Source organism: Pseudomonas sp. 58 R 3, assembly GCF_900006605.1.
Classification (GTDB): domain Bacteria; phylum Pseudomonadota; class Gammaproteobacteria; order Pseudomonadales; family Pseudomonadaceae; genus Aquipseudomonas; species Aquipseudomonas salomonii.
The window spans coordinates 145,917-166,891 of the sequence record NZ_CVTT01000040.1 but is presented as its reverse complement, the minus strand read 5'-3'; the positions used below and the strand labels follow the sequence as shown (position 1 = coordinate 166,891).

The window sequence follows — 20,975 nt, the reverse complement described above, 5'->3', positions numbered from 1 at the left end:
GACGGAAGGTGGTTGAAATGTCCGCTATAGTGGACATAATTATGATTAATACTTAAAAAGTCCTATATGGGTGACATTTTGCTTATCACCAATCCTCCCTCATTTGGCGAACGGCTGAGGCAGCTGCGGCGGGCGAAGCAATACAGTCAGCAACAGCTCGCGGAAAAAGCCAGGTGCAGTCGCAAGACGATCATCGATCTTGAGGCAGGGGAAAACGTGGCTATGTATACCGTATTCAGGGTCATTACCGCGTTGGGAATGGCGCTGGAGGTGGTTGATCGGCGCATCGACCTCAAATCCCTTGCCGAACTGGTGGAGTACGATGAGTAGGGTCAAGCTGCTCAACATAACCACGCCCCAGGGCTTGGCAGGCGTGCTGTCCAAAGGCTCACAGTTTTCGTTCGCCTATGCCTCGGCGCAGGCTTCGTCTGAAGTGTCATTGGTAATGCCCTATGACCCGACGCCTGCGGTCAGCAACGTCCTGCATCCGATTTTTGATATGAATGTGCCGGAGGGTTTCCTGGCTGATCAGATTAAACGTCGCATGGCCAAGCATATGCAGGTGGACGACATGCGTTTGCTGTCGATCATTGGTGGCAATCAGATCGGTCGGTTGAGTTACGAGAACCCCGTTGAAGCGTCTGCACCGGTGAAAGCGCAAGTGGGGTTGCAGGAAATCCTTTCTGCGGATGCCTCACAAGGCGTATTCGATTTCCTGGTCGAGACCTACTTTGAGTCAGGTATTTCCGGGGTGCAGCCGAAGGTGCTGGTACCCGATCTGGATAAGCTGACAGGCAGTCGCAAAACCATGCTCAGTTCTGACTTAATCGTGAAGTCCGGCGCTGATGAATATGCACACTTGGCTCAGAACGAATTCCTCTGTTTGGAAGCTGCTCGCCTTGCCGGCATGCAAACTCCGCGTTTCTGGCTGTCGGAACGGGGTGATCTGTTTGTCATGGAGCGCTTTGATCTGACGGAGTCTGGCAGGTTGGGGTTCGAGGATATGGCAGTGCTGTTGGGACTGAACAAAGATCCTCACGACAACTACAAATATTCCCAAAGTTACGAAACGCTTGCTGCAGTGATAAATGAGGTGTGCCGGCAGGGTGATGTGCTGCGTGAACTCGAACGTTTTTATTCATCTGTGTGCTTGTCGGTCATGGTGCGCAATGGCGATGCTCATCTGAAAAATTTCGGTGTGCTCTACACCCATCCCGGTGCGCTGGAAACCGTGCAGTTAGCCCCTGTGTTCGATGTCACAACGACTACTGTGTATGAAAATTACAACCCCAAGTCTGGTCAGTCACTGGTCGACCGTACCTTGGCGATCAAGATGAACAAGGCAAAGGCCTACCCGGATCGCCAGCAACTGGTCGAGTTCGGTCGCAAGCACTGTGGTGTTGCAAACCCAGGCGCGATTATTGAGCAAATTAGCGATGCCATGTCTGAGGCGCTAAGCGCACATAAAGTACACATAGACGTTGAGCTGTTTTCAACGATGCAGAAGGAGTGGGACGCCGGCCGCGCAATGGCGCTGCATGATTCGGTGGTATCGGGGATGAGACGAAAGCCAGTGGAAAAACGGGCGCCATAAGTGCCTGCAAAGAAGCCCGCAGCGATGCGGGCTTTTTTGTGGCCGGGATTTGATCAGGCAGCGGTATCGAAACCTCGGTGCTCAATGACGCGGAACACGTCGCTCACGTCCTGCACCAGAATACGTGCGGTATTGGCCACGTTATTCAGGTCGCGCTCGGCGAAGTCCGGGAGGCTGGAGCAGGCCATCAGGTTGAGGTGTTCGAGGGCGGCGTTGAGGCGTTCGCGCAGGCAGGCGTGGAGGTCGGGCAGTGGGGCGGCGCTGTCGATCAAGAGCACGGGTGAGTCGGTGGCGGACTCGGTGCAGGGGTAGAAGCGGCGGGGTGGTAATGGGTCGGTCATGGTAAATCCTTAACTCAAGAAAAGAATGACCACCGTTTGCTGCGAAACAAATTGGGTGGCAGCTGTACGCGGGTTCGCAGACCGAGGAGTTAAGACCCGGCAGACCCGAAGGTCTCCCACGCACAGCCGCCATAACAAGGACGGCCGTCGGCGGAGCGCCGGGGCCGTTTGTGACGGGTGCGGTATTAACTCGGTAGGGCTGCGAAACCCTATCGCTGTTCTCAGCGACCGGCGAACTATAAGCGGCGATCTGTTTGCCCGCAACGGTCGTGTAGGACCAACCTGGACCTTTGAATCGATGCAGATCCAATGTGGGAGCCGGGCTTGCCCGCGATGGCGGTGTGTCAGGCACTGCTGATGGTGGCTGATGCACCGCCATCGCGGGCAAGCCCGGCTCCCACAGGGTTCGGTGGTGTGTTTAAGAGGTTGGATTAATCTGAGAATAGTCTTTGTATCTGTCGGAGTTTGCCTACGAATATCATCGGCTCAAAAGTGCTTTGCAATCGGAAGTCTCCTGAACCAGTCAGTAGAATTCCCTGTGTCTTTATAGTTTTTCTGTTTTATTGGTGCGCCATTAAAAGTGCGCTTTTATCAGTCTCTGATCATTTAAGGTTGATCGTTAAATGTATTCAATGATGGAGAATTGATAATGAAGTTGGTTAAAGTCGCTGGCGCTATCATCGCGTTACTCGCAGCAGGATCTTTTGCCCACGCCGAGGGCCGAATATTCACCGCATCTGTTAACGAAAAGGGGCAAGTCACTGCACAGTCGCCCAAGTGGCTGAAAGAGGTAGCGTTGATCGCGCAGCCTGAGGGATGTCAGTTCCAACGAACATATCTTCTATGGTCATGCCAAGTTGGGCAGTATTCCGGCCATCAACTACATTAATGTATTGACGCTTAAAGTCGGCGATAACAAACCCGCCGGTGACTCCTCGATGGGCTTTATGCTGATGTTCGTTGAATAAACCTTCTAAGAAGCCCCGCCATTAACGGGGCGTCTCTCACGCACTATTGGTGATCAATATCCAATTTGGCAAACGTCACTCGCGCGCCTTCTTTGCTGTCGCCGCTGTTGTCCTGCACATAAACCCCTGCCTTGAAGTACAGCGGCTTCGCACCCCACGCGGCGCCTATGCGCTCGTTCCATTGGCCGTCTGCGGCAGATACGCTGAGCAAGCCGGCCTTATTGAGGTTGATCACATAGGTGAAGCTCTTCTCCAATGGCACGTTACTGGCGACGGTAATCACACGGCCCTCGCCATCATCCGGGCGCATGCGCACCTTGGCGACGATGTTGCCGGTCTGGGTTTTTTCCTTGAACTGGTACTCCAGCTTGATCAGCGGTTTCTGGCTGTCATACGCGTGGATCTGGCCGATGACCACTTTGCCGCTGGAGGGCACCTGGTTGACGGTCACGGTGGCGCGCAGGAAGTTGTTGGCCTCGTTGTAAGTCCAGTTGCGCAGGCGCCCATCGGCGTAGGTTTCGCGCAACTCGCTACGTGGGTAGATGGCGTTTTCGGTACGGGTGCCGGTCACGGGTGTCCAGAATTGCACGTTGCTGCCTTCGGCCTGGAAGTACTGGTCTTTGAAGCCGCTCAGCAGCTTGGGGGTGTCGATGGTCGTGGGCGGGGAGCCGACCGGAATGCTCAGGTTCCAGGTGGAAAGGTCGATCATGGTGTTGGCCTTTTACAGAGAATGAAGGCTTTAGCCCGAGGGCTGCGCAGGTTCTTTATAAGCGGTAGTAACCAAATTGTTAATTAAGCGCTGGCAAATTATTGGCGTCAGCTAAATGCCAAAAAGCCATGTTTCCCACAGGCCGTGGGCTGTAGGGCTTGACCGTTAGTCGGCTTCCTGAGCTTTGGCGCAATGATGGCACCCACGTCACTTCTGCTTTTTTTAAAGCGGGGCTAGAGTGAGCCCTCTGTGTTTGTCCGGTTTTTGTAGCAGAAGTGACCGGTGCAGCCCCTCAAGGAAGAGACGTAGCATGGATTGCGCTCCACACCCCGGCGATGGCAGTTCGGTTCTTCTGGTAGTTGATGACTACCCCGAGAACCTCATCAGCATGCGTGCGCTTTTGCAGCGTGAAGACTGGCACGTGATCACGGCCGCCTCCGGGCTGGAAGCCCTGGAATTGCTGCTCGCCCACGAGGTCGACCTGGTGTTGCTGGATGTGCGCATGCCCGGTATGGACGGCTTTGAAGTCGCACGCCTGATGCGCGGCAGCCAGCGTACGCGCATGACGCCGATTATCTTTCTGACGGCCCACGCCCAATCGTCCGACGCCGTGCAGGAAGGCTACGCCAGCGGCGCGATCGACTATCTGTTCAAACCTTTCGACCCCCATATCCTCAAGCCCAAGGTTCAGGCCCTGCTGGAACACCAACGCAACCGCCGGGCCTTGCAGCGGCTGAGCCATGACCTGGAGCTGGCGCGTGCCTTTAACGCCTCGGTGCTCGACAACGCCGCCGAAGGCCTGCTGGTGGTGGGCGAGGGCAGTGTGATCGAGTACGCCAACCCGGCCATTTCACGCTTGCTGAACGCCACCATGGCCGAGTTGCAGGGCGAGAGCTTCTTGAGCTTCCTGCAAAAGCCCCATGTGCCCGCGTGGTTGAGTTTCCCGATGTACGAGGCGTACCGGCGGGGCGAAACGTGGCGCCAGCATGACGCAATCTTGCGCACCGGGCGTGGTCAGCAGGTGCCCGTGGCGTTGTCCTGTGCACCGCTGCCCGCCGAGCAGAAGGCCATGGTGGTGACCGTGCTGGACATGTCCGAGGTACGCCATCTGCATCAGCAGTTGGAGTTCCAGGCGGTGACCGACCCGTTGACGGGGCTGTTGAACCGGCGTGGCTTTCACCAGGCGGTGGAGAACCTCTTGTCGCGCAGCGAGCGTAACGAACAATCGCTGGTGTTGCTGTACCTGGACCTGGACGGTTTCAAGCGGGTCAATGACTCGTTGGGCCACGACGCGGGCGACCGTGTGCTGCGCTGGGTCTCGGAGCAGATGCAGGCGTGTCTGCGCTCCTACGACATTCTTGGGCGCATGGGCGGGGATGAGTTCACCGCGTTGCTGGAGTTGGAGTTTCCGGAGCAGGCCGCCAAGATTGCGGAAAAACTGATCGAAAGAGTGTCTGTGTGCCAGCAAGTGGACGGTTTGGAGGTGATGCTCGGCGTCAGCATCGGCATCGCCACGTTCCCGGACTGCGGCTCCGACCTGAGTGGTCTGTTGCGTGCGGCGGATATCGCCATGTACGAAGCCAAGCGCGCGGGGCGTCAGCAATATCGCTATTACGATCAGGAAATGAACGGCCGTGCCCGTTCGCGGCTGATGCTGGAAGACAGCGTGCGCACCGCGATCCAAAACAAGGATTTCACCCTGGTGTACCAACCCCAGGTCTCGCTGGAAGACGGGCGCTTGCGTGGTGTCGAGGCGCTGTTGCGCTGGCAGCACCCCAGCGTCGGCGATGTGCCGCCGGGCTTGTTTTTGCCGCTGCTTGAAGAGGCGCGGCTGATCAGCCAGTTGAGCGCCTGGATCTACCAGCAAGTCGCTGCCCAGCGCCAGGCCTGGCAAGCCACGTTCGATCAAGCGCTGGTGCTGAGCGTGAGCTTGAGTGCCAGCCAGTTCAACATGCCCAACCTCGCCAGCCAACTGCAGCAGGTCCTTGAGCGACATGGGTTGCAGGGGCGCCAGCTGGAGGTGGAAATCAGCGAAGACAGCCTGATGAGTAACCTCGACGAGACCCATAAGCAGCTCAAGTTACTGCGCCAGATCGGCGTGCGCATTGCCCTGGATGATTTCGGCCTGGGCCAATGCTCCCTGGCCCACCTGCGGGACCTGGCGTTCGACACGCTCAAGCTCGACCCGCAACTGGTGGCGCGCCTGCCGGGCTCGGTGCGGGATGCGGCGATGGCGCGCAGTATCATCCAGTTATGCGCTCATTTTGATGTGTTGGTGATCGCCGAGGGTGTGGAAACCCTCGAACAATCACAGTGGCTCAAGGCCAATGGCTGCGCGTTTATCCAGGGGCCGTGGGCGGCGCAGCCGTTGGTGGCCGAGGAAATGGCCACGTGGTCCCCCCCTCGTCTGCTGTGAATTCGCTACACTGGCGGCCATTCGAACCCTGTTGCAGAGCCCCATGACCGCGCTGAAATACCTCCAGGCCTACCCCGCAGCGCTTCAAGAGCAAGTGCGCCAGTTGATCGCCAAGGACCAATTGGGCGCCTACCTGGAGCAACGCTACCCCGAGCGCCACGGCGTGCAGAGCGACAAGGCGCTATACAGCTATGCCCTGGCGTTGAAGCAGGAACACCTGCGCAACGCGCCGGCCATCGACAAAGTGCTGTTCGACAACCGCCTGGACCTCACCCACCGCGCTCTGGGCCTGCACACCACGATTTCACGGGTGCAGGGCGGCAACCTCAAAGCCAAGAAAGAGATCCGCATTGCCGCGCTGTTCAAGGAAGCCGCGCCGGAGTTTCTGCGCATGATCGTGGTACACGAGCTGGCGCACTTCAAGGAATCGGACCACAACAAGGCGTTCTATAAACTCTGTGAGTACATGATGCCGGGCTACCATCAGGTGGAATTCGACCTGCGGGTGTACCTCACGTATCGCGACTTGCAGGGCAAGCCCTAACTTCACAAGGCGTTCGAGCATGGATGTGAGCAAGACCAAAAGCAGTTTCTACCGCCGCCTGTATGTGGCTTACCTGATCGACAGCGGCCAGGCCAGCAGCGTGCCGGCACTGACCGACGCCACCGGCATGCCACGGCGCACGGCGCAGGACACGATTGCGGCGTTGGCTGATCTGGATATTGTGTGTGAATTCGAGCAGGAGGACGGTGCGCGTAATCATGCCGGGTGTTATCGGATTCGCAGCTGGGGCGCGATTGATCGGCGCTGGATCGAGGCGAACCTTGGGGTGGTCAAGCAGGTGTTGGGTTATCCCTGAGGCTTGTGGTGAATTGTCTGACGCCTTCGCGAGCAAGCCCGCTCCCACATTCGACCGCATTTCAAAGTATGTACGCGGTTAAATGTGGGAGCGGGCTTGCTCGCGAAGAGGCCCTCAGCTACGCCGCATACCAATATGGGGAATGTCATCCTCCAGGTATTCCTCACCCGCCACCGCAAACCCATACCGCCCGTAATACCCTTGCAGATGAGCCTGGGCTGACAGATAAATCGGCGTCTGCGGCCAGATGTCTTCAATGCGCTTGAGCGCTTCTTCCATCATCTGGTGCCCCAGCCCGGTACCGCGTGCCACCGGTGCCACGATCACTCGGCCAATTACCACGTCACCGCCCTGTGATTCCGGGTCCAGCAGGCGCAGGTAAGCCACCAGCACGTCATCTTGCCAGGCCATCAAGTGGTGGGTATCGCCCGAAAGATCCTGCCCGTCGAGGTCTTGATACACGCATTTTTGCTCGACGACGAACACCTCATTGCGCAGACGCATAATGGCGTACAGCTGCTCTTTGCCGAGGTCTTCGTGATGTTTGCAGACCCATTCAACCGTCATGGCGTTTTCCCTTATTAATGTTTGTTGCCGATAGTAAGCGCCACCGGCCGCCCTGTCTAAAGCGAGCATTTTTGTGAATGGCGTCAATTTGCCATCATTCAGTTCGATCGCTGCTGGCTTCTTTGTGTAATCTGCAATACGGGCTCATTGATGAGCTACTGTTATCAGGCCACTGCCTGCCTGCCCGCCAAGGACCTTGAGCATGCCGCGATTTTCTCGTGCCGTTGCTTTGATTGGAGTGTTGCTGCTGGCCCAGCCCGCGGTGGCGCAGCGCTTGCGCCTGGTAGCGGATGTATGGCCACCGTTTACCGATTCCACCTTGATTAACGGCGGCCTGGCCACTGACATTGTCAGTACCGCGCTGGCCCGCGCAGGGTATGCCAGTGATTTTGAGCAGGTGCCCTGGGCGCGGGCGTTGATGGGCGTGGGCGATGGCCGTTATGACGTGTTGATCAACGCCTGGTACGACGATGCCCGCACCAGGCTGGGCCAGTTTTCCGGCGAATACCTGATGAATCGCGTGCGGTTTATCAAGCGCCGCGACGACCCCATCGACTATCAGAACCTGGAGCAACTGCACGACGATCCCATCGCCGTGGTGCGCGGCTACGCCTACTCGGCGGCGTTCGAGCAGGATGCGCAGTTGCAGAAAGTGCCGGTGCATAACTTCGCCATGGCGGTGCGTATGCTGGCGGCCAGACGCGTCAGGCTGACGCTGGAAGATGAGTTTGTAGCCCGCTATTACCTGGCGCGGGAGTCACCCCGGGTGCGCAATGCGGTGGAGTTTTTACCCAAGCCGCTGAGCGAGAACAGCCTGCACATTCTGGTGAGCCTGAAGAACCCCGAGCATGAGCAGATCGTGGCCAGCTTTGATCGGGAGATTGCCAGGATGAAGGCAGATGGTAGTTATGCAAGGTTGATGAAGGAGCATGGGATGTAGTGTTTTGGCGGTCTACGCCGCGCTGGTGTCTTTGATCAGGTGCGCCGCCAGTGTGCGCAACGGCCCTAACTGGCGGCAAATCAACGCCAGTTGCGTCTGCACCAAGCGCTGCCCCTCATCAATCTCATCGGGCATCTGCTCCAGGTCCGCCGCCAATGCTTCTTCGGCATCACTCTGAATCGCGATCGGCTGCTTGTTGGCCAGCCCCGTGGCGATTTCGTCGATACTCGCCGCCAGGCTGTTACCGGCGCCGTTGATCAGATGTTCACGCACGTCGGCCGGTAATTGAGTCTCCCGATGCGCACCCAGCCCGGAAAGGTAGCTGAGCAAGGTGTGCGACAGCACCAGAAAGCGGAAACCCACATCGGCCTCCTTACGGAAATGCCCAGGTTCCATGAGCATATTCGCCAGCGTGGTGGACAACGCCGCATCGGCGTTGTGCGCATTGCGCCGCGCCAGCCGGTAGGCCAGGTCGTCGCGCTTGCCGGCGGCGTATTGCTGCATGATCTGGCGCAGGTAAATGCTGTTGCAGGTCAGGGTGTTGGCCAGCACCTTGTTCAGACGCCGGCCTTGCCAGTCCGGCAGGAACAGGAACACCGCCAGGCCTGCAATCAAACTGCCCAGCAAGGTATCGAACAGGCGTGGCAGGAACAGCCCGTAACCGTCGCCCACCTGGTTGAAGCAGAACAGCACCATCAGGGTGATCGCCGCCGTGGCCAGGGTGTAGCGGGTGGTACGGTTGATAAAGAACACCAGGCCTGCGGCGATGGCGAACATCGACTGCACCAGCGGGCTTGGGAACAGGTCGAACAGCGCCCAGGCCACGGTCAGGCCGATGGCGGTGCCGATGATCCGCTGGCCCAGCTTGCGCCGCGTGGCGCCGTAGTTGGGCTGGCACACAAACAGGGTGGTGAGGATGATCCAGTAACCCTGGGAGGGGTGGATGAGGTGCACCATCCAATAGCCGATACTCAGTGCCAGCGGCAGGCGCAGGGCGTGACGGAACAGCAGTGACGTCGGCGTCAGTTGCGTGCGCAGGCGCGTCCACATTTCCTTGAGGTTGCGCGGGGCACGGTCCAGCAGGCTGCTGTCGGTGGCGTCGGCCAGGGAGTCGGGGTTGCTGGCATCGCCGAGCAGGCGGTCGAGGGTGGACAGGTTGGCCGCCAACGCCCGCAACGAGCGCAACAGGCCGCGCCAGGCCGGGTTGCTCTGGATGCGCAAGTGCTCCAGGGAGGCGTTCAGGTCGCCCAGGGCTTCAGCGAAGCTGTCGTCATAAATGAACGGCTGGCGCAGCTGGATTGATTCGGCCAGGGCTTGGCAGGCCTTGCCTTGCTGGCGCAACAGGCGCTGGCAGCGGAACAGCACGTCGCTGTGGAAGAAGGCTTCGGCCAGGGCGTTGTAAGGGTAGTGGGACGAGCTGGCGCGTTCGTGGATATCCTGGGCCAGAAAGTACAGCTTCAGGTAGCGGCTGACTTTCGAGCCTGGGCGGCCATTGCCCACGCGGTGCAGGATGATTTCTTTCGCGGCATTCAGCGCCGCCACCACCCGGCCGTTTTGCTGGGCCAGTTCCAGGCGGCGGGCTTGCACATCCAGTTGGCGGATCGGCTCGAACAGCGACGATTTGAGCTTGAGGTAACGCCCCAGCTCGCGAAACAACCGCGCCAGGCTTTGCTGCACCGGCTGATTGGAAAACAGCACCTGCCACAGTACCGACAGCACGCCATACCACGCCGCACCGGCCACCAGCAGCAACGGCTCATGCCAGAAGTCGGTGACGGCGCCACCGCGCTGGTCCACGCCGATCATGGTGTACACCGACAGAATCAACGTCGCTGAAGCAATCGCGCCATAACGTTCGCCCAACGCGCCGAGCATGGTCAGGCAGAAGCTGGCCAGGGCCAGGGCGATGGCGAAGATCCAGGGATAGGGAAACAGCAGCTCAACCGACAGCGCGGCGACGCTGAAACACACCAGCGTCACCGCCAGTGCATTCAGGCGGCCTTGCCAGCTGTCATCAGTCTCGGCCAGGGCGCTGGCGATAATCCCCAGGAACAGCGGGATCAGCAGGGTCATTTCGTTCTGATACCAGCACAGCGCCATGCTGCCGGTGAGGGCGATGAATACCCGAACGCTGTAACTGAATTTATCCAGCGCCCACAGGCGCCGCATGGACTGCTTGAACGAGGTCGATGACATGAAGTCTGGAGTCTTCCGGGACGATGCCGCTAAATTGAGCCAGTAATGACGCCACGGCAAGCGTGGCGATCACATGTAACAGCGAAATTTATTCCAGAGCCTGCATTCTAAATGTGGAATGCAATCAATGTGGGAGCGGGCTTGCTCGCGAATGCGCAGTGTCAGTCAGCACATCTGATACTGATACACCGCCTTCGCGAGCAAGCCCGCTCCCACATTTTTTTCCGCGTTGTGTCAGGCGTATTGCGCGGCCGCATAGCCGGAAGCCCAGGCCCACTGAAAGTTGAACCCGCCCAGGTGACCGGTCACATCCAACACTTCACCAATAAAGTACAGCCCTGGGCTTTTCAGCGATTCCATGGTCTTGGACGACACTTCCCGCGTGTCCACGCCACCCAGCGTCACCTCGGCCGTGCGATAGCCTTCGGTGCCCGCGGGCACCAACTGCCAGCTCGACAGCTTTTGCGCAATGTCGGCCACTTCGGCGTGGGTGTATTGCTTCATCGGCTTGGACACAAACCAGCTCTGCGCCAACAGGTTGGCCATCTTCTTGGTGAAGATCTCACCCAGCAGGGTTTTCAGCTCGCTGTTGGGGTGCTCGACCTGTTGCTGTTGCAACCAGCTGTGCGCGTCGTGGTCGGGCAGCAGGTTGATTTCCACCGTGTCGCCGGTTTCCCAGTAGGACGAAATCTGCAGAATCGCCGGGCCACTGAGGCCACGGTGGGTAAACAGGATGTTCTCGCGAAAGCTCTGGTCGTTGCAGCTCACCAGGCAATCCACGGATGTACCGGACAGCTCGCCGCACAACTCCTTGAGCTGGTCGGTGATGGTAAACGGCACCAAACCTGCGCGGGTCGGCAGCAGTTCGTGGCCAAATTGCTTGGCCACCTGGTAACCAAAACCGGTGGCGCCCAGGGTCGGAATCGACAGGCCGCCCGTGGCGATCACCAGGGATTCGCAGTGCAGTTCGCCCAAGGTGGTTTGCAACTGATAGCCGCCGTCGACTTTGGCGATTTCCTCGATGGAGGTGTCCAGGTGCAGGCTCACGCCGGTCTGGATGCATTCATCGAGCAGCATGCCGAGGATGTCGCTGGACTTGTTGTCGCAGAACAGCTGGCCGAGTTTTTTCTCGTGGTACGGCACGCCGTGCTTGGCCACCAGCCCGATGAAATCCCACTGGGTGTAGCGGGCCAGGGCGGATTTGCAGAAGTGCGCGTTGTGCGAGAGGAAGTTGGCCGGCTCGGTGTACATGTTGGTGAAATTGCAGCGGCCGCCGCCGGACATCAGGATCTTTTTGCCGGCCTTGTTGGCGTGGTCGATCAGCATCACCTTGCGCCCACGCCCGGCGGCGGTCAGTGCGCACATCAAGCCTGCGGCGCCGGCGCCAATGATCACAACTTCGGTCGAGCGCAAAACGGTGTCCTCATGTTCATCAGATCGTTCCCACGCTCTGCGTGGGAATGCCGCCATGGACGCTCTGCGTCCGCTTTGTGACGCAGAGCGTCACGGGATGCATTCCCACGCGGAGCGTGGGAACGATCAGGTCAGAGGATGCGCACGCGCAACGAGCGGCCTTTGATCTTGCCGTCATTCAAACGCTGCAACGCCTGCTTGGCGATCCCGCGCTCAACAGCCACGAACGCCTGGAAATCAAAGATCGCGATCTTGCCGACCTGAGCACCCGGAATCCCGGCGTCACCGGTCAGTGCGCCGAGGATGTCGCCTGGGCGAACCTTGTCTTTACGGCCGGCGGCGATGCACAGCGTGCTCATCTGCGGCAGCAACGGGCCGCCGCTTTGCGGCTTGAGGTTGTCCAGTTGGTCCCAGTTCAGCGGCGACTTTTGCAGTTGCTCGATGGCCTGGGCGCGGTGCGCTTCGGACGGTGCCACCAGGCTGATCGCAATGCCCGTCTCACCGGCGCGACCGGTACGGCCCACGCGGTGGATATGGATTTCCGAGTCGCGGGCCAGTTCGACGTTGATCACCATGTCCAGCGAATCAATGTCCAGGCCACGGGCGGCGACGTCGGTCGCCACCAGCACCGAGGTGCTGCGGTTGGCGAACATCGCCAGTACCTGGTCACGGTCGCGCTGTTCCAGGTCGCCATGCAGGCCGACGGCGGAGATGCCTTTGGCGGTCAGGTGATCCACGGTTTCCTGCACTTGCTGCTTGGTAAAGCAGAACGCCACGCAAGACGCCGGGCGGAAGTGCGCCAGCACCTTGGTCACCGCGTCCATGCGCTCTTCCGGCGAGATCTCGTAGAAACGCTGCTCGATCTGGTCGTCGGAATGGAAGGCTTCGGCTTTCACTTGCTGCGGCGCGCGCATGAACTTGGAGGCCAGCTGCTTGATGCTCACCGGGTAGGTGGCCGAGAACAGCAGGGTCTGGCGGCGTGGCGGGGTCTTGCTGATGATGTCTTCGATGGCGTCGTAGAAGCCCATATCGAGCATGCGGTCGGCTTCATCGAGGATCAGCGTGTTCAGGCCGTCCAGCACCAGCGAACCTTTGCGCAGGTGCTGCTGGATACGGCCTGGCGTGCCGACGATGACGTGGGCGCCATGTTCCAGCGAGGCGATTTGCGGGCCGAGGGACACGCCGCCGCACAGGGTCAGTACCTTGATGTTGTCTTCGGCACGCGCCAGGCGACGGATTTCCTTGGCGACCTGGTCGGCCAGCTCACGGGTCGGGCACATCACCAGCGCCTGGCAGCCGAAGTAGCGCGGGTTGATCGGGTTCAACAGGCCGATGCCGAAGGCGGCGGTCTTGCCGCTGCCGGTCTTGGCTTGGGCGATGAGGTCCAGCCCCTTGAGGATCACCGGCAAGCTTTGCGCCTGGATCTGCGTCATCTCGACGTAACCCAGCGAGTCGAGGTTAGCCAGCATGGCGGCGGACAGGGGCAAAGTATTAAAAGCGGTGGCGATGGTAGTCACGGGACTGGCTCTGCAAAACAAAATGTCGCGCAGTGTACCAGCCCTGTGGGATTTTCCCTGCAAGTTCTAGACGAGAAGCCTGTTAATGCTCAAGGTCGTGCTCGCGGCTGACCACCCGTTTGCCGTCTTTTGGCGACAGTTGCAGGAAGATCGCCGCCGCCAGCATGGCCATGATGCCGACGGTAAGGAAGGTCAGTTGGAACGCGCCCAACACGCTTTCCACGCCGTCGTTGCCCGCTTCGGCAGTGAAGCCGCCGAGCAAGGCACCGGCACAGGCTACGCCCAGGCTCAAGGACAATTGCGCCACCACCGAGAGCAAACTGTTGCCGCTGCTGGCCTGGGCGTCGTCGAGGTCGATCAGGGTGACGGTGTTCATCGCGGTAAATTGCAGCGAGTTGATCGCCCCCAGCACCGCCAGCATGCACAGCAGCAGCGGGTAGGGCGTGTGTTCGCTGACCAGGCCCATGCTGGCCAGCATGATGCCCAGCGCGAGGGTGTTGCCGGTGAGCACAATGCGATAGCCCAGGCGCTCGATCAGTGGCCGCGCGATGGACTTGGCAAACATCGCCGCCGCCGCCAGGGGCAGCATGCTCATCCCGGCTTCGGAGGGCGAATAACCCAGTGCCACCTGCAGCAGCAACGGCACCAGAAACGGCAGTGCGCCGCTGCCCAACCGGGCGAACAGGTTGCCGAGGATACCCACGGCAAAGGTGCGGGTTTTGAACAGTACCGGCGAGAACAGTGGGTTGTCGATATGCCCGGCACGCAGCCAGTACGCGGCCAGGCAGGCGAGCCCGCCGAACAGCAGCAACATCACCCGCAGGTGCGGCAGGTGCAATTCGCCCAGGCCTTCCATGGCGATGGTGATCAGCACCATCGCCGCGCCAAACAGCACAAACCCCACACTGTCAAAGCGCGTGCGTTCGCTGCCGCGCAAGTCGGGGATGAGTTTCCACACGGCGTAGCAACCGACCATGCCCACCGGCAGGTTGATCAGGAAGATCCAGTGCCAGGTCAGGTATTGCACCATCCAGCCGCCCATGGTCGGGCCGAGCAACGGGCCGAGCAGGCCGGGAATGGTGATGAAACCCATGATGCGCACCAGTTCGGAGCGCGGATAAGCGCGCAGGACCACCAGCCGCCCGACCGGCAGCATCAGCGCACCGCCCAAGCCCTGGATAACCCGCGCGCCGACCAGCATGGTCAAGCTGCTCGACAAGGCGCACAGCAAGGAGCCGATGCTGAACAGCATGATCGCGCCGAAGAAGATTTTTTTGGTACCGAAGCGGTCGGCCACCCAGCCCGAAGCCGGGATCAGCAAGGCGACGGTGAGCATGTAGGCGATCACCACCCCTTGCATGCGCAGCGGGTTTTCCGCCAAGTCCCGCGCCATGGCCGGCAGGGCAGTGTTGAGAATCGTCCCGTCCAGCGACTGCATGAAGAAGGCAATCGCTACCACCCAGGGTAGCCAGCGGGCGGTCTTGGCATCGAGAGGGGCGCGATTCGGCATATGAACCCTTTTTATTAGCAGGCTATGTGTTGGCGATTATGCGCCATCCGTCGCCCCTTTTCCCACTGGCGGTTCGTCTAATTCCGACAGTGTTGCGTGCTCTCCCACCAGGAAATCCAACAGCGCACGGTGCACCGCCATGGCCGCTTCGCGCGACTCCAGGTCGAGCAGATGGCCGGTGTGTTCGGCGACCGCAAAGCTGCTGCGGCCGACATAGTGCTTGAACAACTGGGCCTCGGCCGCCGGCGTGTATTCATCCAGGGCGCCGTTGAGGAAGTGCACCGGGGTTTCGATCCGGGTCAGCGTCGGCAGGTAATTGCCATCGCCCAAGGCCAGCACCTGATGGATATGGAAACGCGCCTGGCGGTATTCGGTGGTGGCCATGTTCGACAGATGCCGATGGTTGTTGCGCTTGAGGCGCGGCGACAGGTATTTGCCGACGGTCTCGTTGAGCAAGTGGCCGACGGCGGATTTGTCATCGGCCTCGATCAGCACGCGCACGCGCTCCACGTAGTCGAGCATGGCCTGGTTGAGGTTGGGCGCCAGGGCCATCACCACCGAGCTTTCGATGGACGGCGGGTTGTGGGCCAGGGTCAGCAGTGTGGAGATGCCGCCCCACGAGGCCGACACCAGATGGTTGACCTCGAAGCGCTCCACCAGAGCGCGCAGGATTTGCACTTCGTCGTCCTTGGTCACAAGGTCGAGGTCGGTGTTGTGCTCGCGCGAATAGCCGGAGAAGGGCAGGTCGAACAGCAGCACATTAAAATGCTCCGCCAGGCATTTGCTGGTTCGCGCGAAAGAGCGGGTGGTAGACAGCGCGCCGTTGACCATCAACACGGTCTTTTTTCCCGAATCGTTTCCTAGCTGCTCAACATGAACGTTGTAGTGCTTGAACAGCTTCTCTATGACAAAACTTCCATGATTCATGTCAACGCTCCAGCTTGCCCTTCCCGGGCAAGGTCGTGCTCTCGTGGGATAGGTGGCGGGTTGCCACTAACCGTTATAACGAGGTTTTTTGCGGGCGACAACAGGCCGCACGGGGAGAAGTGTCAGATGGGATTTTGCGGTAGGAAGGGATGAAACCGGGTGCCTGAAAACGACGCAAAACTTTGTGGGAGCGGGCTTGCTCGCGAAAGCGGTGTGTCAGTCAATTCATCCGGAGACTGACACGACGCCTTCGCGAGCAAGCCCGCTCCCACAGGGGGAATTGTATTTACAGCGTGAGAGTAAGGCGCTTGACCAGCGCGCCAGGCAATAGATTGGACGAGGTATTGCGCTGGCTGTACGTACTCGCCGACAGCAGCAGTTCCCGTTCCGAGGTCAGCGCCTCAAGCTGCGAACCGAGCAGGCTGTAGACACTGTCATCAAACCGCATGGTGCTCACCGGCGCCTTGATTTCACCGTCTTCGACCCAGAACGTGGCGAAGCGCGTCATGCCGGTCAGGCGTGCCGCCGGCAAGTCCGAGTAGTTCAAGTACCACAGGTTGCTGATGTACAAGCCAGTGCCCAATTGCTTGAGGATATCGGCCTGGCCCAGGTCGCCGGCGGCCATCTGCAAGGCGCTGGGCGACTCGTCGCTGCCGGCACCGTTGGTGCTCAGGCCATATTCGGCAGCGCTGCGCGAGTTGATCAGTTGGCCCTGGGCTTTACCGGCGTTGATCAGCGTGACATCGCTGCGCGGGTAGCCTTCGGTGGAAAATGCCTGGCTCAGGGAACCGCTGATCTGCTCATCGACCCTCACCAGTGGGCTCAGCGACTGCTCACCCGTGTAGAGCTTTTGCAAGCAACTGCCTTTGCTGGCGATGGCCTGGGCGGAAAACCCGCCCCAGGTGACGATGCTGAAGATTTCTTCCAGCGCCGCCGGGGCAAGGTAGGCGCGGTACTGGCCGGGAGGCAGCTTATGCAGCGGGCGGCCGAGGAACTCAAGCTGCTCGCGCGCCCGCTGGAAACGCTCAATGAACGCGGCGCTGTCCCAGGTGTGCCCGGCGTAGCTGGCCTTTACCGCTTCGCCATTGGCGTGGAACAGGCTGAAATCGAAGTTGAAACTATTGGCCTGGTGCCAACCGAACGCGCCGTCGGAGCTGGCAAAGCCACGGCTGATCGGGCCGGCAGCATAGAAGCCCACCAGGTCCACACCGTCGGCGGCCTGGCTGATATCTGCCAGCACCTGAGCCAGCTCCGGCAACGGTCGCAGTTGTTCGTTGTGGTTTTGCCAGGCGTTGTGGTTCAGCAGCAGGTACGGATCCTGCGGCAACAATGGCAGGGTTTCGCGCAGTTGTTGCAGGCCATCGGCGAGGCGCTGGCGATCCAGCTCCGGCTCGCCCGCCAGGGTGATGCCGAGGTCGGCGTGGCGGCCATCGTTGATCAGCTTGAGGTTGAGGCTGGCCTGTTGCACCTGGCCGGCTTGGCGCACCTTGGCGTGGTTGAAACGCACAAACTCCGACGACTCGTCAGCGTAGCCCAGGTGAAACTGTTCCTTGTCGGTGATGGCCTGTTTGAGCCAGTTCACCAGTGCCTTGAAGTTGTTCATCAGGCATCTCCCCCGAACACGTCGATATCACTGAACACACAGGCCGGTGAGGCGTGGCCCACGCGGATCACCTGGTTGGGTTCGCCTTTGCCGCAGTTGGGCGTGCCTAACACCTGGAAGGTGCTGGCGTCGCCGACGGCGCTGAGGTTGCGCCAGAACTGCGCGGAGATGGCACGGTAGTTGGGGTTTTTGACCACACCCTTGAGTTCGCCGTTTTCGATCAACTGGCCCCACTCGCAGCCGAACTGGAATTTATTGCGCGCGTCATCAATGGACCAGGAACGGTTGGTACTCATCAGAATGCCGTGCTCGATGCCGCTGACCAGTTCGGCCTGGGTCTTGTCGCCTGCCTCGATATTGAGGTTGGCCATGCGGTCGATGGGCGGCCGATTCCAGCCGCACGCGCGGCTGTTGGCCACGCCTGGCAGGTTCGCGCGAAATTGCGACAGCGCGCCACCCAAGGGCTTGAGCAACAGGCCATCGCGGATCAGAAATTGTTTGCTGGCGGCCGTGCCGTCGTCGTCATGCCCATAGCTGGCGAGCTGTTCGGGGATGTTCGGGTCGAAGGTCACGTTGAGCAAGGGCGAGCCATATTGCAGGTGGCCGAAGTCGCTGGCTTTCACAAAACTGGTGCCGGCGTAGTTACGCTCATCGCCCAGAATGCGGTCCAGTTCCAGCGGATGGCCGATGGACTCGTGGATCTGCAGGATCATCTGGTCGGGCATCAGCAGCAGGTCGCGTGGGCCGTGGGGCGTGTTCGGCGCGAGCAGCAATTGCAGGGCTTCGTCGGCGACCGTACGGGCGGCGCCGGCCAGGCCGAAGCGGCGAATCACGTTCGCACTGCCTTGCTGGCCGAAGTTGGTGCCGCCCAGGGTGCGGGTCTGGCTGTCGTTGCCGTCGAACGCGGTGACGCTCAGGCCCGGAAAGACGAAACGCTGGGCCTGGCGCAGCTCGGCACCGGCACTGTTGAGGTAGATCTGCTCAACGTGCGTGGTGCCCAGGCTGACTTCCCAACTCACCAGACGCTCATCCTTGGGCACGCTGGCGGATTCATCGCCGAGCAGTTGGTAGCAGTCGCTCAGGGATGGGAAGGGCTGGTCGAGGTCGGGCGACAGGTAGTCGGCCACGTCGCTGGAAACCTGCTGTTGGTGCAGGTCGAGCAGGGCGTGGGGCGAAATCTGCCGGGCTTGCTGCTCGGCGCGCTCAAGGGCGGCTTGCAGGCCGGCGAGGGAAATATCGTTGGTTGCGGCGTAGGCTTCCACGCCATTGAGGCGCACCGTGAGCATCGCGCCCTCGTCATGGCTCAGGTGTGGCGGTTCGGCGACGTTCTTGCGGACCGACAGGTACTGGCCGGATTCGCGCACATAACGCAGCGAGAAAAATTCGGCACGGGTGCGCAGGGCACTGAAGTGTTGTTTGAGGGTGGGGTGGGCGTCGAACATCGGGACCTCCTTGAGGGCAGCGCAGTCCCAGAGGCTAGCATAGGTGATCGTTCCCACGCTCTGCGTGGGAATGCCGCCTTGGACGCTCTGCGTCCGCTTTTGAAGGTCGTGACGCAGAGCGTCACAGGATGCATTCCCACGCAGAGCGTGGGAACGATCAACGGGTTACTGCGCGGTAGGGCCGACTTCACGCATCGGCTTGCCACGCACCGGCGCATCGCCTGCCACGTAGTAATCCGCCGTGCTGCGCGGCAGCGGCTGGCGGCCACGGATCTTGTCGGCGATTTTCTCGGCGATCATGATCGTCGGCGCGTTGAGGTTGCCGGTGGTGATGATCGGCATGATCGACGCATCCACAACACGCAAGCCCTGCATGCCATGCACGCGGCCTTCGGCGTCCACTACGGCCATCTCGTCGGTGCCCATTTTGCACGAGCAGGACGGGTGGAACGCAGTTTCGGCGTGCTCGCGGATGAACTTGTCCAGCTGCTCATCGGTTTGCACGTCAATACCTGGGCTGATTTCACGGCCACGGTATTGGTCGAGTGCCGGCTGCTGCATGATTTCGCGGGTCAGGCGGATGCCATCGCGGAATTCCTGCCAGTCCTGTTCGGTGGCCATGTAGTTGAAGAGGATGCTCGGGTAGTCCCGAGGGTTCTTCGACTTCAATTGCACGCGGCCACGGCTTGGCGAACGCATGGAGCCCATGTGCGCCTGGAAACCGTGCTCTTTCACACCGTTGCTGCCGTTGTAGTTAATCGCGACCGGCAGGAAGTGGTACTGGATGTTCGGCCAATCGAAGTCTTCACGGGTGCGGATAAAACCGCCCGCTTCGAACTGGTTGCTGGCGCCGATGCCGGTGCCGTTGAACAGCCATTCGGCACCGATAGCCGGTTGGTTGTACCAGAGCAGCGACGGGTACAGCGACACTGGCTGGGTGCAGGCGTATTGCAGGTACAGCTCAAGGTGGTCCTGCAGGTTTTCGCCGACGCCGGGCAGGTCGTGGACCACCGGGATGTCGAGGCTTTCCAGCAGTTTGGCCGGGCCCACACCGGAGCGTTGCAGCAGTTGCGGCGAAGCGATGGCGCCGCTGCACACCAGTACTTCTTTACGCGCACGGGCTTCAACGCGCTCTTCAGCGGCGCCGATCAGGTAACGCACGCCTACGGCACGCTTGCCTTCAAACAACACTTTGTCGGTGAGGGCGTGGGTGACGATGGTCAGGGTCGAACGCTTCTTGGCCGTGTCCAGGTAACCGCGTGCGGTGCTGGCGCGACGGCCTTTAGGCGTGACGGTACGGTCCATCGGGCCGAAGCCTTCTTGCTGGTAGCCGTTCAAGTCGTCGGTACGCGGGTAACCGGCCTGTACGCCGGCTTCAACCATGGCGTGGAACAGCGGGTTGTTGCCGGCTTTCGGCGTGGTCACGCTGACCGGGCCGTCGCCGCCGTGGTAGTCGTTGGGGCCGATGTCGCGGGTTTCGGCTTTACGGAAATAGGGCAGGCAGTCGAGGTAGGTCCAGTTTTCCAGACCGGGCAGTTTTGCCCAGTTGTCGTAGTCCAGGGCGTTGCCACGGATGTAGCACATGCCGTTGATCAGCGAAGAACCGCCCAGGCCTTTGCCGCGACCGCATTCCATCCGACGGCCGTCCATGTGTGGCTCCGGGTCGGTTTCGTAGGCCCAGTTGTAGCGACGGCCTTGCAGCGGGAACGCCAGCGCGGCCGGCATTTGGGTACGGAAGTCAAAACGGTAGTCCGGGCCGCCGGCTTCCAGCAGCAGGACGGTGACGCCTTCGTCTTCGGTCAGACGGGTCGCCAGGGTGTTACCGGCGGAGCCGGCACCCACAATGATGTAATCGTATTCTTGGGACATTGGATGCACCCTCTTTTGAGATGGTCAGGTCGGGCCTCATCGCAGGCAAGCCGGCTCCCACATTTGATTGGGTTCATACAGCACAAAATGTGGGAGCCGGGCT

The 20,975-nt window shown here is 60.4% G+C and carries 17 protein-coding genes and 1 pseudogene; 6 read left to right on the top strand and 12 right to left on the bottom strand.

Annotation, left to right across the window (positions count from 1 at the left end):
- Positions 1 to 66: 66 nt before the first annotated feature.
- Together BFP92_RS10725 and BFP92_RS10720 are read left to right on the top strand one after the other, a co-directional pair.
- On the top strand, positions 67 to 330 hold the full coding sequence (locus BFP92_RS10725) for a helix-turn-helix transcriptional regulator (RefSeq protein WP_239694251.1): 264 nt from the start codon (positions 67 to 69) through the stop codon (positions 328 to 330).
- Complete coding sequence (locus BFP92_RS10720; RefSeq protein ID WP_065929473.1) at positions 323 to 1,594, top strand: type II toxin-antitoxin system HipA family toxin; 1,272 nt, start codon at positions 323 to 325, stop codon at positions 1,592 to 1,594. The genes BFP92_RS10725 and BFP92_RS10720 overlap by 8 nt, the downstream gene beginning before the upstream one ends.
- A gap of 53 nt (positions 1,595 to 1,647) precedes the next feature.
- On the opposite strand, the gene BFP92_RS10715 is transcribed toward BFP92_RS10720, so the two are convergent.
- A complete protein-coding gene (locus tag BFP92_RS10715; RefSeq protein ID WP_017139393.1) occupies positions 1,648 to 1,935 on the bottom strand; it encodes a hypothetical protein in 288 nt (95 codons plus the stop codon).
- Positions 1,936 to 2,946: 1,011 nt separating this feature from the next.
- Positions 2,947 to 3,612 carry a polysaccharide lyase family 7 protein gene (locus BFP92_RS10705; protein ID WP_065929472.1) on the bottom strand — a complete coding sequence of 222 codons (666 nt, stop codon included), beginning with the start codon at positions 3,610 to 3,612 and terminating at the stop codon, positions 2,947 to 2,949.
- A gap of 310 nt (positions 3,613 to 3,922) precedes the next feature.
- On the opposite strand from BFP92_RS10705, the gene BFP92_RS10700 reads away from it, so the two are divergent.
- Genes BFP92_RS10700 through BFP92_RS10690 form a run of 3 tightly spaced genes read left to right on the top strand, consistent with a single transcriptional unit; the run spans position 3,923 to position 6,888 of the window.
- Positions 3,923 to 6,028, top strand: a complete 2,106-nt coding sequence (locus BFP92_RS10700) for a putative bifunctional diguanylate cyclase/phosphodiesterase (RefSeq protein ID WP_065929471.1) — start codon at positions 3,923 to 3,925, stop codon at positions 6,026 to 6,028.
- A gap of 43 nt (positions 6,029 to 6,071) precedes the next feature.
- Positions 6,072 to 6,572 carry a M48 metallopeptidase family protein gene (locus BFP92_RS10695; protein WP_017139389.1) on the top strand — a complete coding sequence of 167 codons (501 nt, stop codon included), beginning with the start codon at positions 6,072 to 6,074 and terminating at the stop codon, positions 6,570 to 6,572.
- Positions 6,573 to 6,591: 19 nt separating this feature from the next.
- Complete coding sequence (locus BFP92_RS10690; protein ID WP_065929470.1) at positions 6,592 to 6,888, top strand: winged helix-turn-helix domain-containing protein; 297 nt, start codon at positions 6,592 to 6,594, stop codon at positions 6,886 to 6,888.
- Between the two features lie 114 nt (positions 6,889 to 7,002).
- On the opposite strand, the gene BFP92_RS10685 is transcribed toward BFP92_RS10690, so the two are convergent.
- Complete coding sequence (locus BFP92_RS10685; protein WP_065929469.1) at positions 7,003 to 7,455, bottom strand: GNAT family N-acetyltransferase; 453 nt, start codon at positions 7,453 to 7,455, stop codon at positions 7,003 to 7,005.
- Positions 7,456 to 7,657: 202 nt separating this feature from the next.
- Between BFP92_RS10685 and BFP92_RS10680 the strand changes: the two genes are divergently transcribed.
- Positions 7,658 to 8,395, top strand: coding sequence for a substrate-binding periplasmic protein (locus BFP92_RS10680; protein ID WP_065929468.1), 738 nt, complete (start codon positions 7,658 to 7,660; stop codon positions 8,393 to 8,395).
- A gap of 12 nt (positions 8,396 to 8,407) precedes the next feature.
- On the opposite strand, the gene yccS is transcribed toward BFP92_RS10680, so the two are convergent.
- The 9 genes and pseudogenes from yccS to betA all read right to left on the bottom strand — a co-directional run bounded on the left by yccS (position 8,408) and on the right by betA (position 20,872).
- Positions 8,408 to 10,591 (bottom strand): YccS family putative transporter, encoded by a 2,184-nt coding sequence (gene yccS / locus BFP92_RS10675; RefSeq protein WP_065929467.1) that lies wholly within the window; start codon positions 10,589 to 10,591, stop codon positions 8,408 to 8,410.
- Positions 10,592 to 10,825: 234 nt separating this feature from the next.
- Complete coding sequence (locus BFP92_RS10670; RefSeq protein WP_065929466.1) at positions 10,826 to 12,004, bottom strand: BaiN/RdsA family NAD(P)/FAD-dependent oxidoreductase; 1,179 nt, start codon at positions 12,002 to 12,004, stop codon at positions 10,826 to 10,828.
- Between the two features lie 131 nt (positions 12,005 to 12,135).
- A complete protein-coding gene (gene dbpA / locus BFP92_RS10665) occupies positions 12,136 to 13,473 on the bottom strand; it encodes an ATP-dependent RNA helicase DbpA (RefSeq protein ID WP_232626477.1) in 1,338 nt (445 codons plus the stop codon).
- Positions 13,474 to 13,603: 130 nt separating this feature from the next.
- A complete protein-coding gene (gene mdtD, locus BFP92_RS10660; protein WP_065929465.1) occupies positions 13,604 to 15,031 on the bottom strand; it encodes a multidrug transporter subunit MdtD in 1,428 nt (475 codons plus the stop codon).
- 36 nt (positions 15,032 to 15,067) lie between these two features.
- Positions 15,068 to 15,958, bottom strand: a complete 891-nt coding sequence (locus BFP92_RS10655) for an alpha/beta fold hydrolase (protein ID WP_065929464.1) — start codon at positions 15,956 to 15,958, stop codon at positions 15,068 to 15,070.
- A gap of 182 nt (positions 15,959 to 16,140) precedes the next feature.
- Positions 16,141 to 16,239: pseudogene (locus BFP92_RS32030) on the bottom strand (metal ABC transporter ATP-binding protein); the annotation flags it as partial.
- A gap of 5 nt (positions 16,240 to 16,244) precedes the next feature.
- Positions 16,245 to 17,561, bottom strand: coding sequence for a TldD/PmbA family protein (locus BFP92_RS10650; protein ID WP_065929463.1), 1,317 nt, complete (start codon positions 17,559 to 17,561; stop codon positions 16,245 to 16,247).
- Positions 17,561 to 19,003 carry a TldD/PmbA family protein gene (locus BFP92_RS10645; RefSeq protein WP_065929462.1) on the bottom strand — a complete coding sequence of 481 codons (1,443 nt, stop codon included), beginning with the start codon at positions 19,001 to 19,003 and terminating at the stop codon, positions 17,561 to 17,563. The genes BFP92_RS10650 and BFP92_RS10645 overlap by 1 nt, the downstream gene beginning before the upstream one ends.
- Positions 19,004 to 19,168: 165 nt before the next feature.
- Positions 19,169 to 20,872 carry a choline dehydrogenase gene (betA, locus tag BFP92_RS10640; RefSeq protein ID WP_065929461.1) on the bottom strand — a complete coding sequence of 568 codons (1,704 nt, stop codon included), beginning with the start codon at positions 20,870 to 20,872 and terminating at the stop codon, positions 19,169 to 19,171.
- Between the last annotated feature and the right edge of the window lie 103 nt (positions 20,873 to 20,975).

Bases quoted from the DNA above. Each gene is read 5' to 3' on its own strand.
- BFP92_RS10725 (WP_239694251.1), top strand. From the start codon at position 67: ATGGGTGACATTTTGCTTATCACCAATCCTCCCTCATTTGGCGAACGG.
- BFP92_RS10720 (WP_065929473.1), top strand. From the start codon at position 323: ATGAGTAGGGTCAAGCTGCTCAACATAACCACGCCCCAGGGCTTGGCA.
- BFP92_RS10715 (WP_017139393.1), bottom strand. From the start codon at position 1,935: ATGACCGACCCATTACCACCCCGCCGCTTCTACCCCTGCACCGAGTCC.
- BFP92_RS10705 (WP_065929472.1), bottom strand. From the start codon at position 3,612: ATGATCGACCTTTCCACCTGGAACCTGAGCATTCCGGTCGGCTCCCCG.
- BFP92_RS10700 (WP_065929471.1), top strand. From the start codon at position 3,923: ATGGATTGCGCTCCACACCCCGGCGATGGCAGTTCGGTTCTTCTGGTA.
- BFP92_RS10695 (WP_017139389.1), top strand. From the start codon at position 6,072: ATGACCGCGCTGAAATACCTCCAGGCCTACCCCGCAGCGCTTCAAGAG.
- BFP92_RS10690 (WP_065929470.1), top strand. From the start codon at position 6,592: ATGGATGTGAGCAAGACCAAAAGCAGTTTCTACCGCCGCCTGTATGTG.
- BFP92_RS10685 (WP_065929469.1), bottom strand. From the start codon at position 7,455: ATGACGGTTGAATGGGTCTGCAAACATCACGAAGACCTCGGCAAAGAG.
- BFP92_RS10680 (WP_065929468.1), top strand. From the start codon at position 7,658: ATGCCGCGATTTTCTCGTGCCGTTGCTTTGATTGGAGTGTTGCTGCTG.
- yccS (WP_065929467.1), bottom strand. From the start codon at position 10,591: ATGTCATCGACCTCGTTCAAGCAGTCCATGCGGCGCCTGTGGGCGCTG.
- dbpA (WP_232626477.1), bottom strand. From the start codon at position 13,473: ATGCTGGCTAACCTCGACTCGCTGGGTTACGTCGAGATGACGCAGATC.
- mdtD (WP_065929465.1), bottom strand. From the start codon at position 15,031: ATGCCGAATCGCGCCCCTCTCGATGCCAAGACCGCCCGCTGGCTACCC.
- BFP92_RS10655 (WP_065929464.1), bottom strand. From the start codon at position 15,958: ATGAATCATGGAAGTTTTGTCATAGAGAAGCTGTTCAAGCACTACAAC.
- BFP92_RS10650 (WP_065929463.1), bottom strand. From the start codon at position 17,561: ATGAACAACTTCAAGGCACTGGTGAACTGGCTCAAACAGGCCATCACC.
- BFP92_RS10645 (WP_065929462.1), bottom strand. From the start codon at position 19,003: ATGTTCGACGCCCACCCCACCCTCAAACAACACTTCAGTGCCCTGCGC.
- betA (WP_065929461.1), bottom strand. From the start codon at position 20,872: ATGTCCCAAGAATACGATTACATCATTGTGGGTGCCGGCTCCGCCGGT.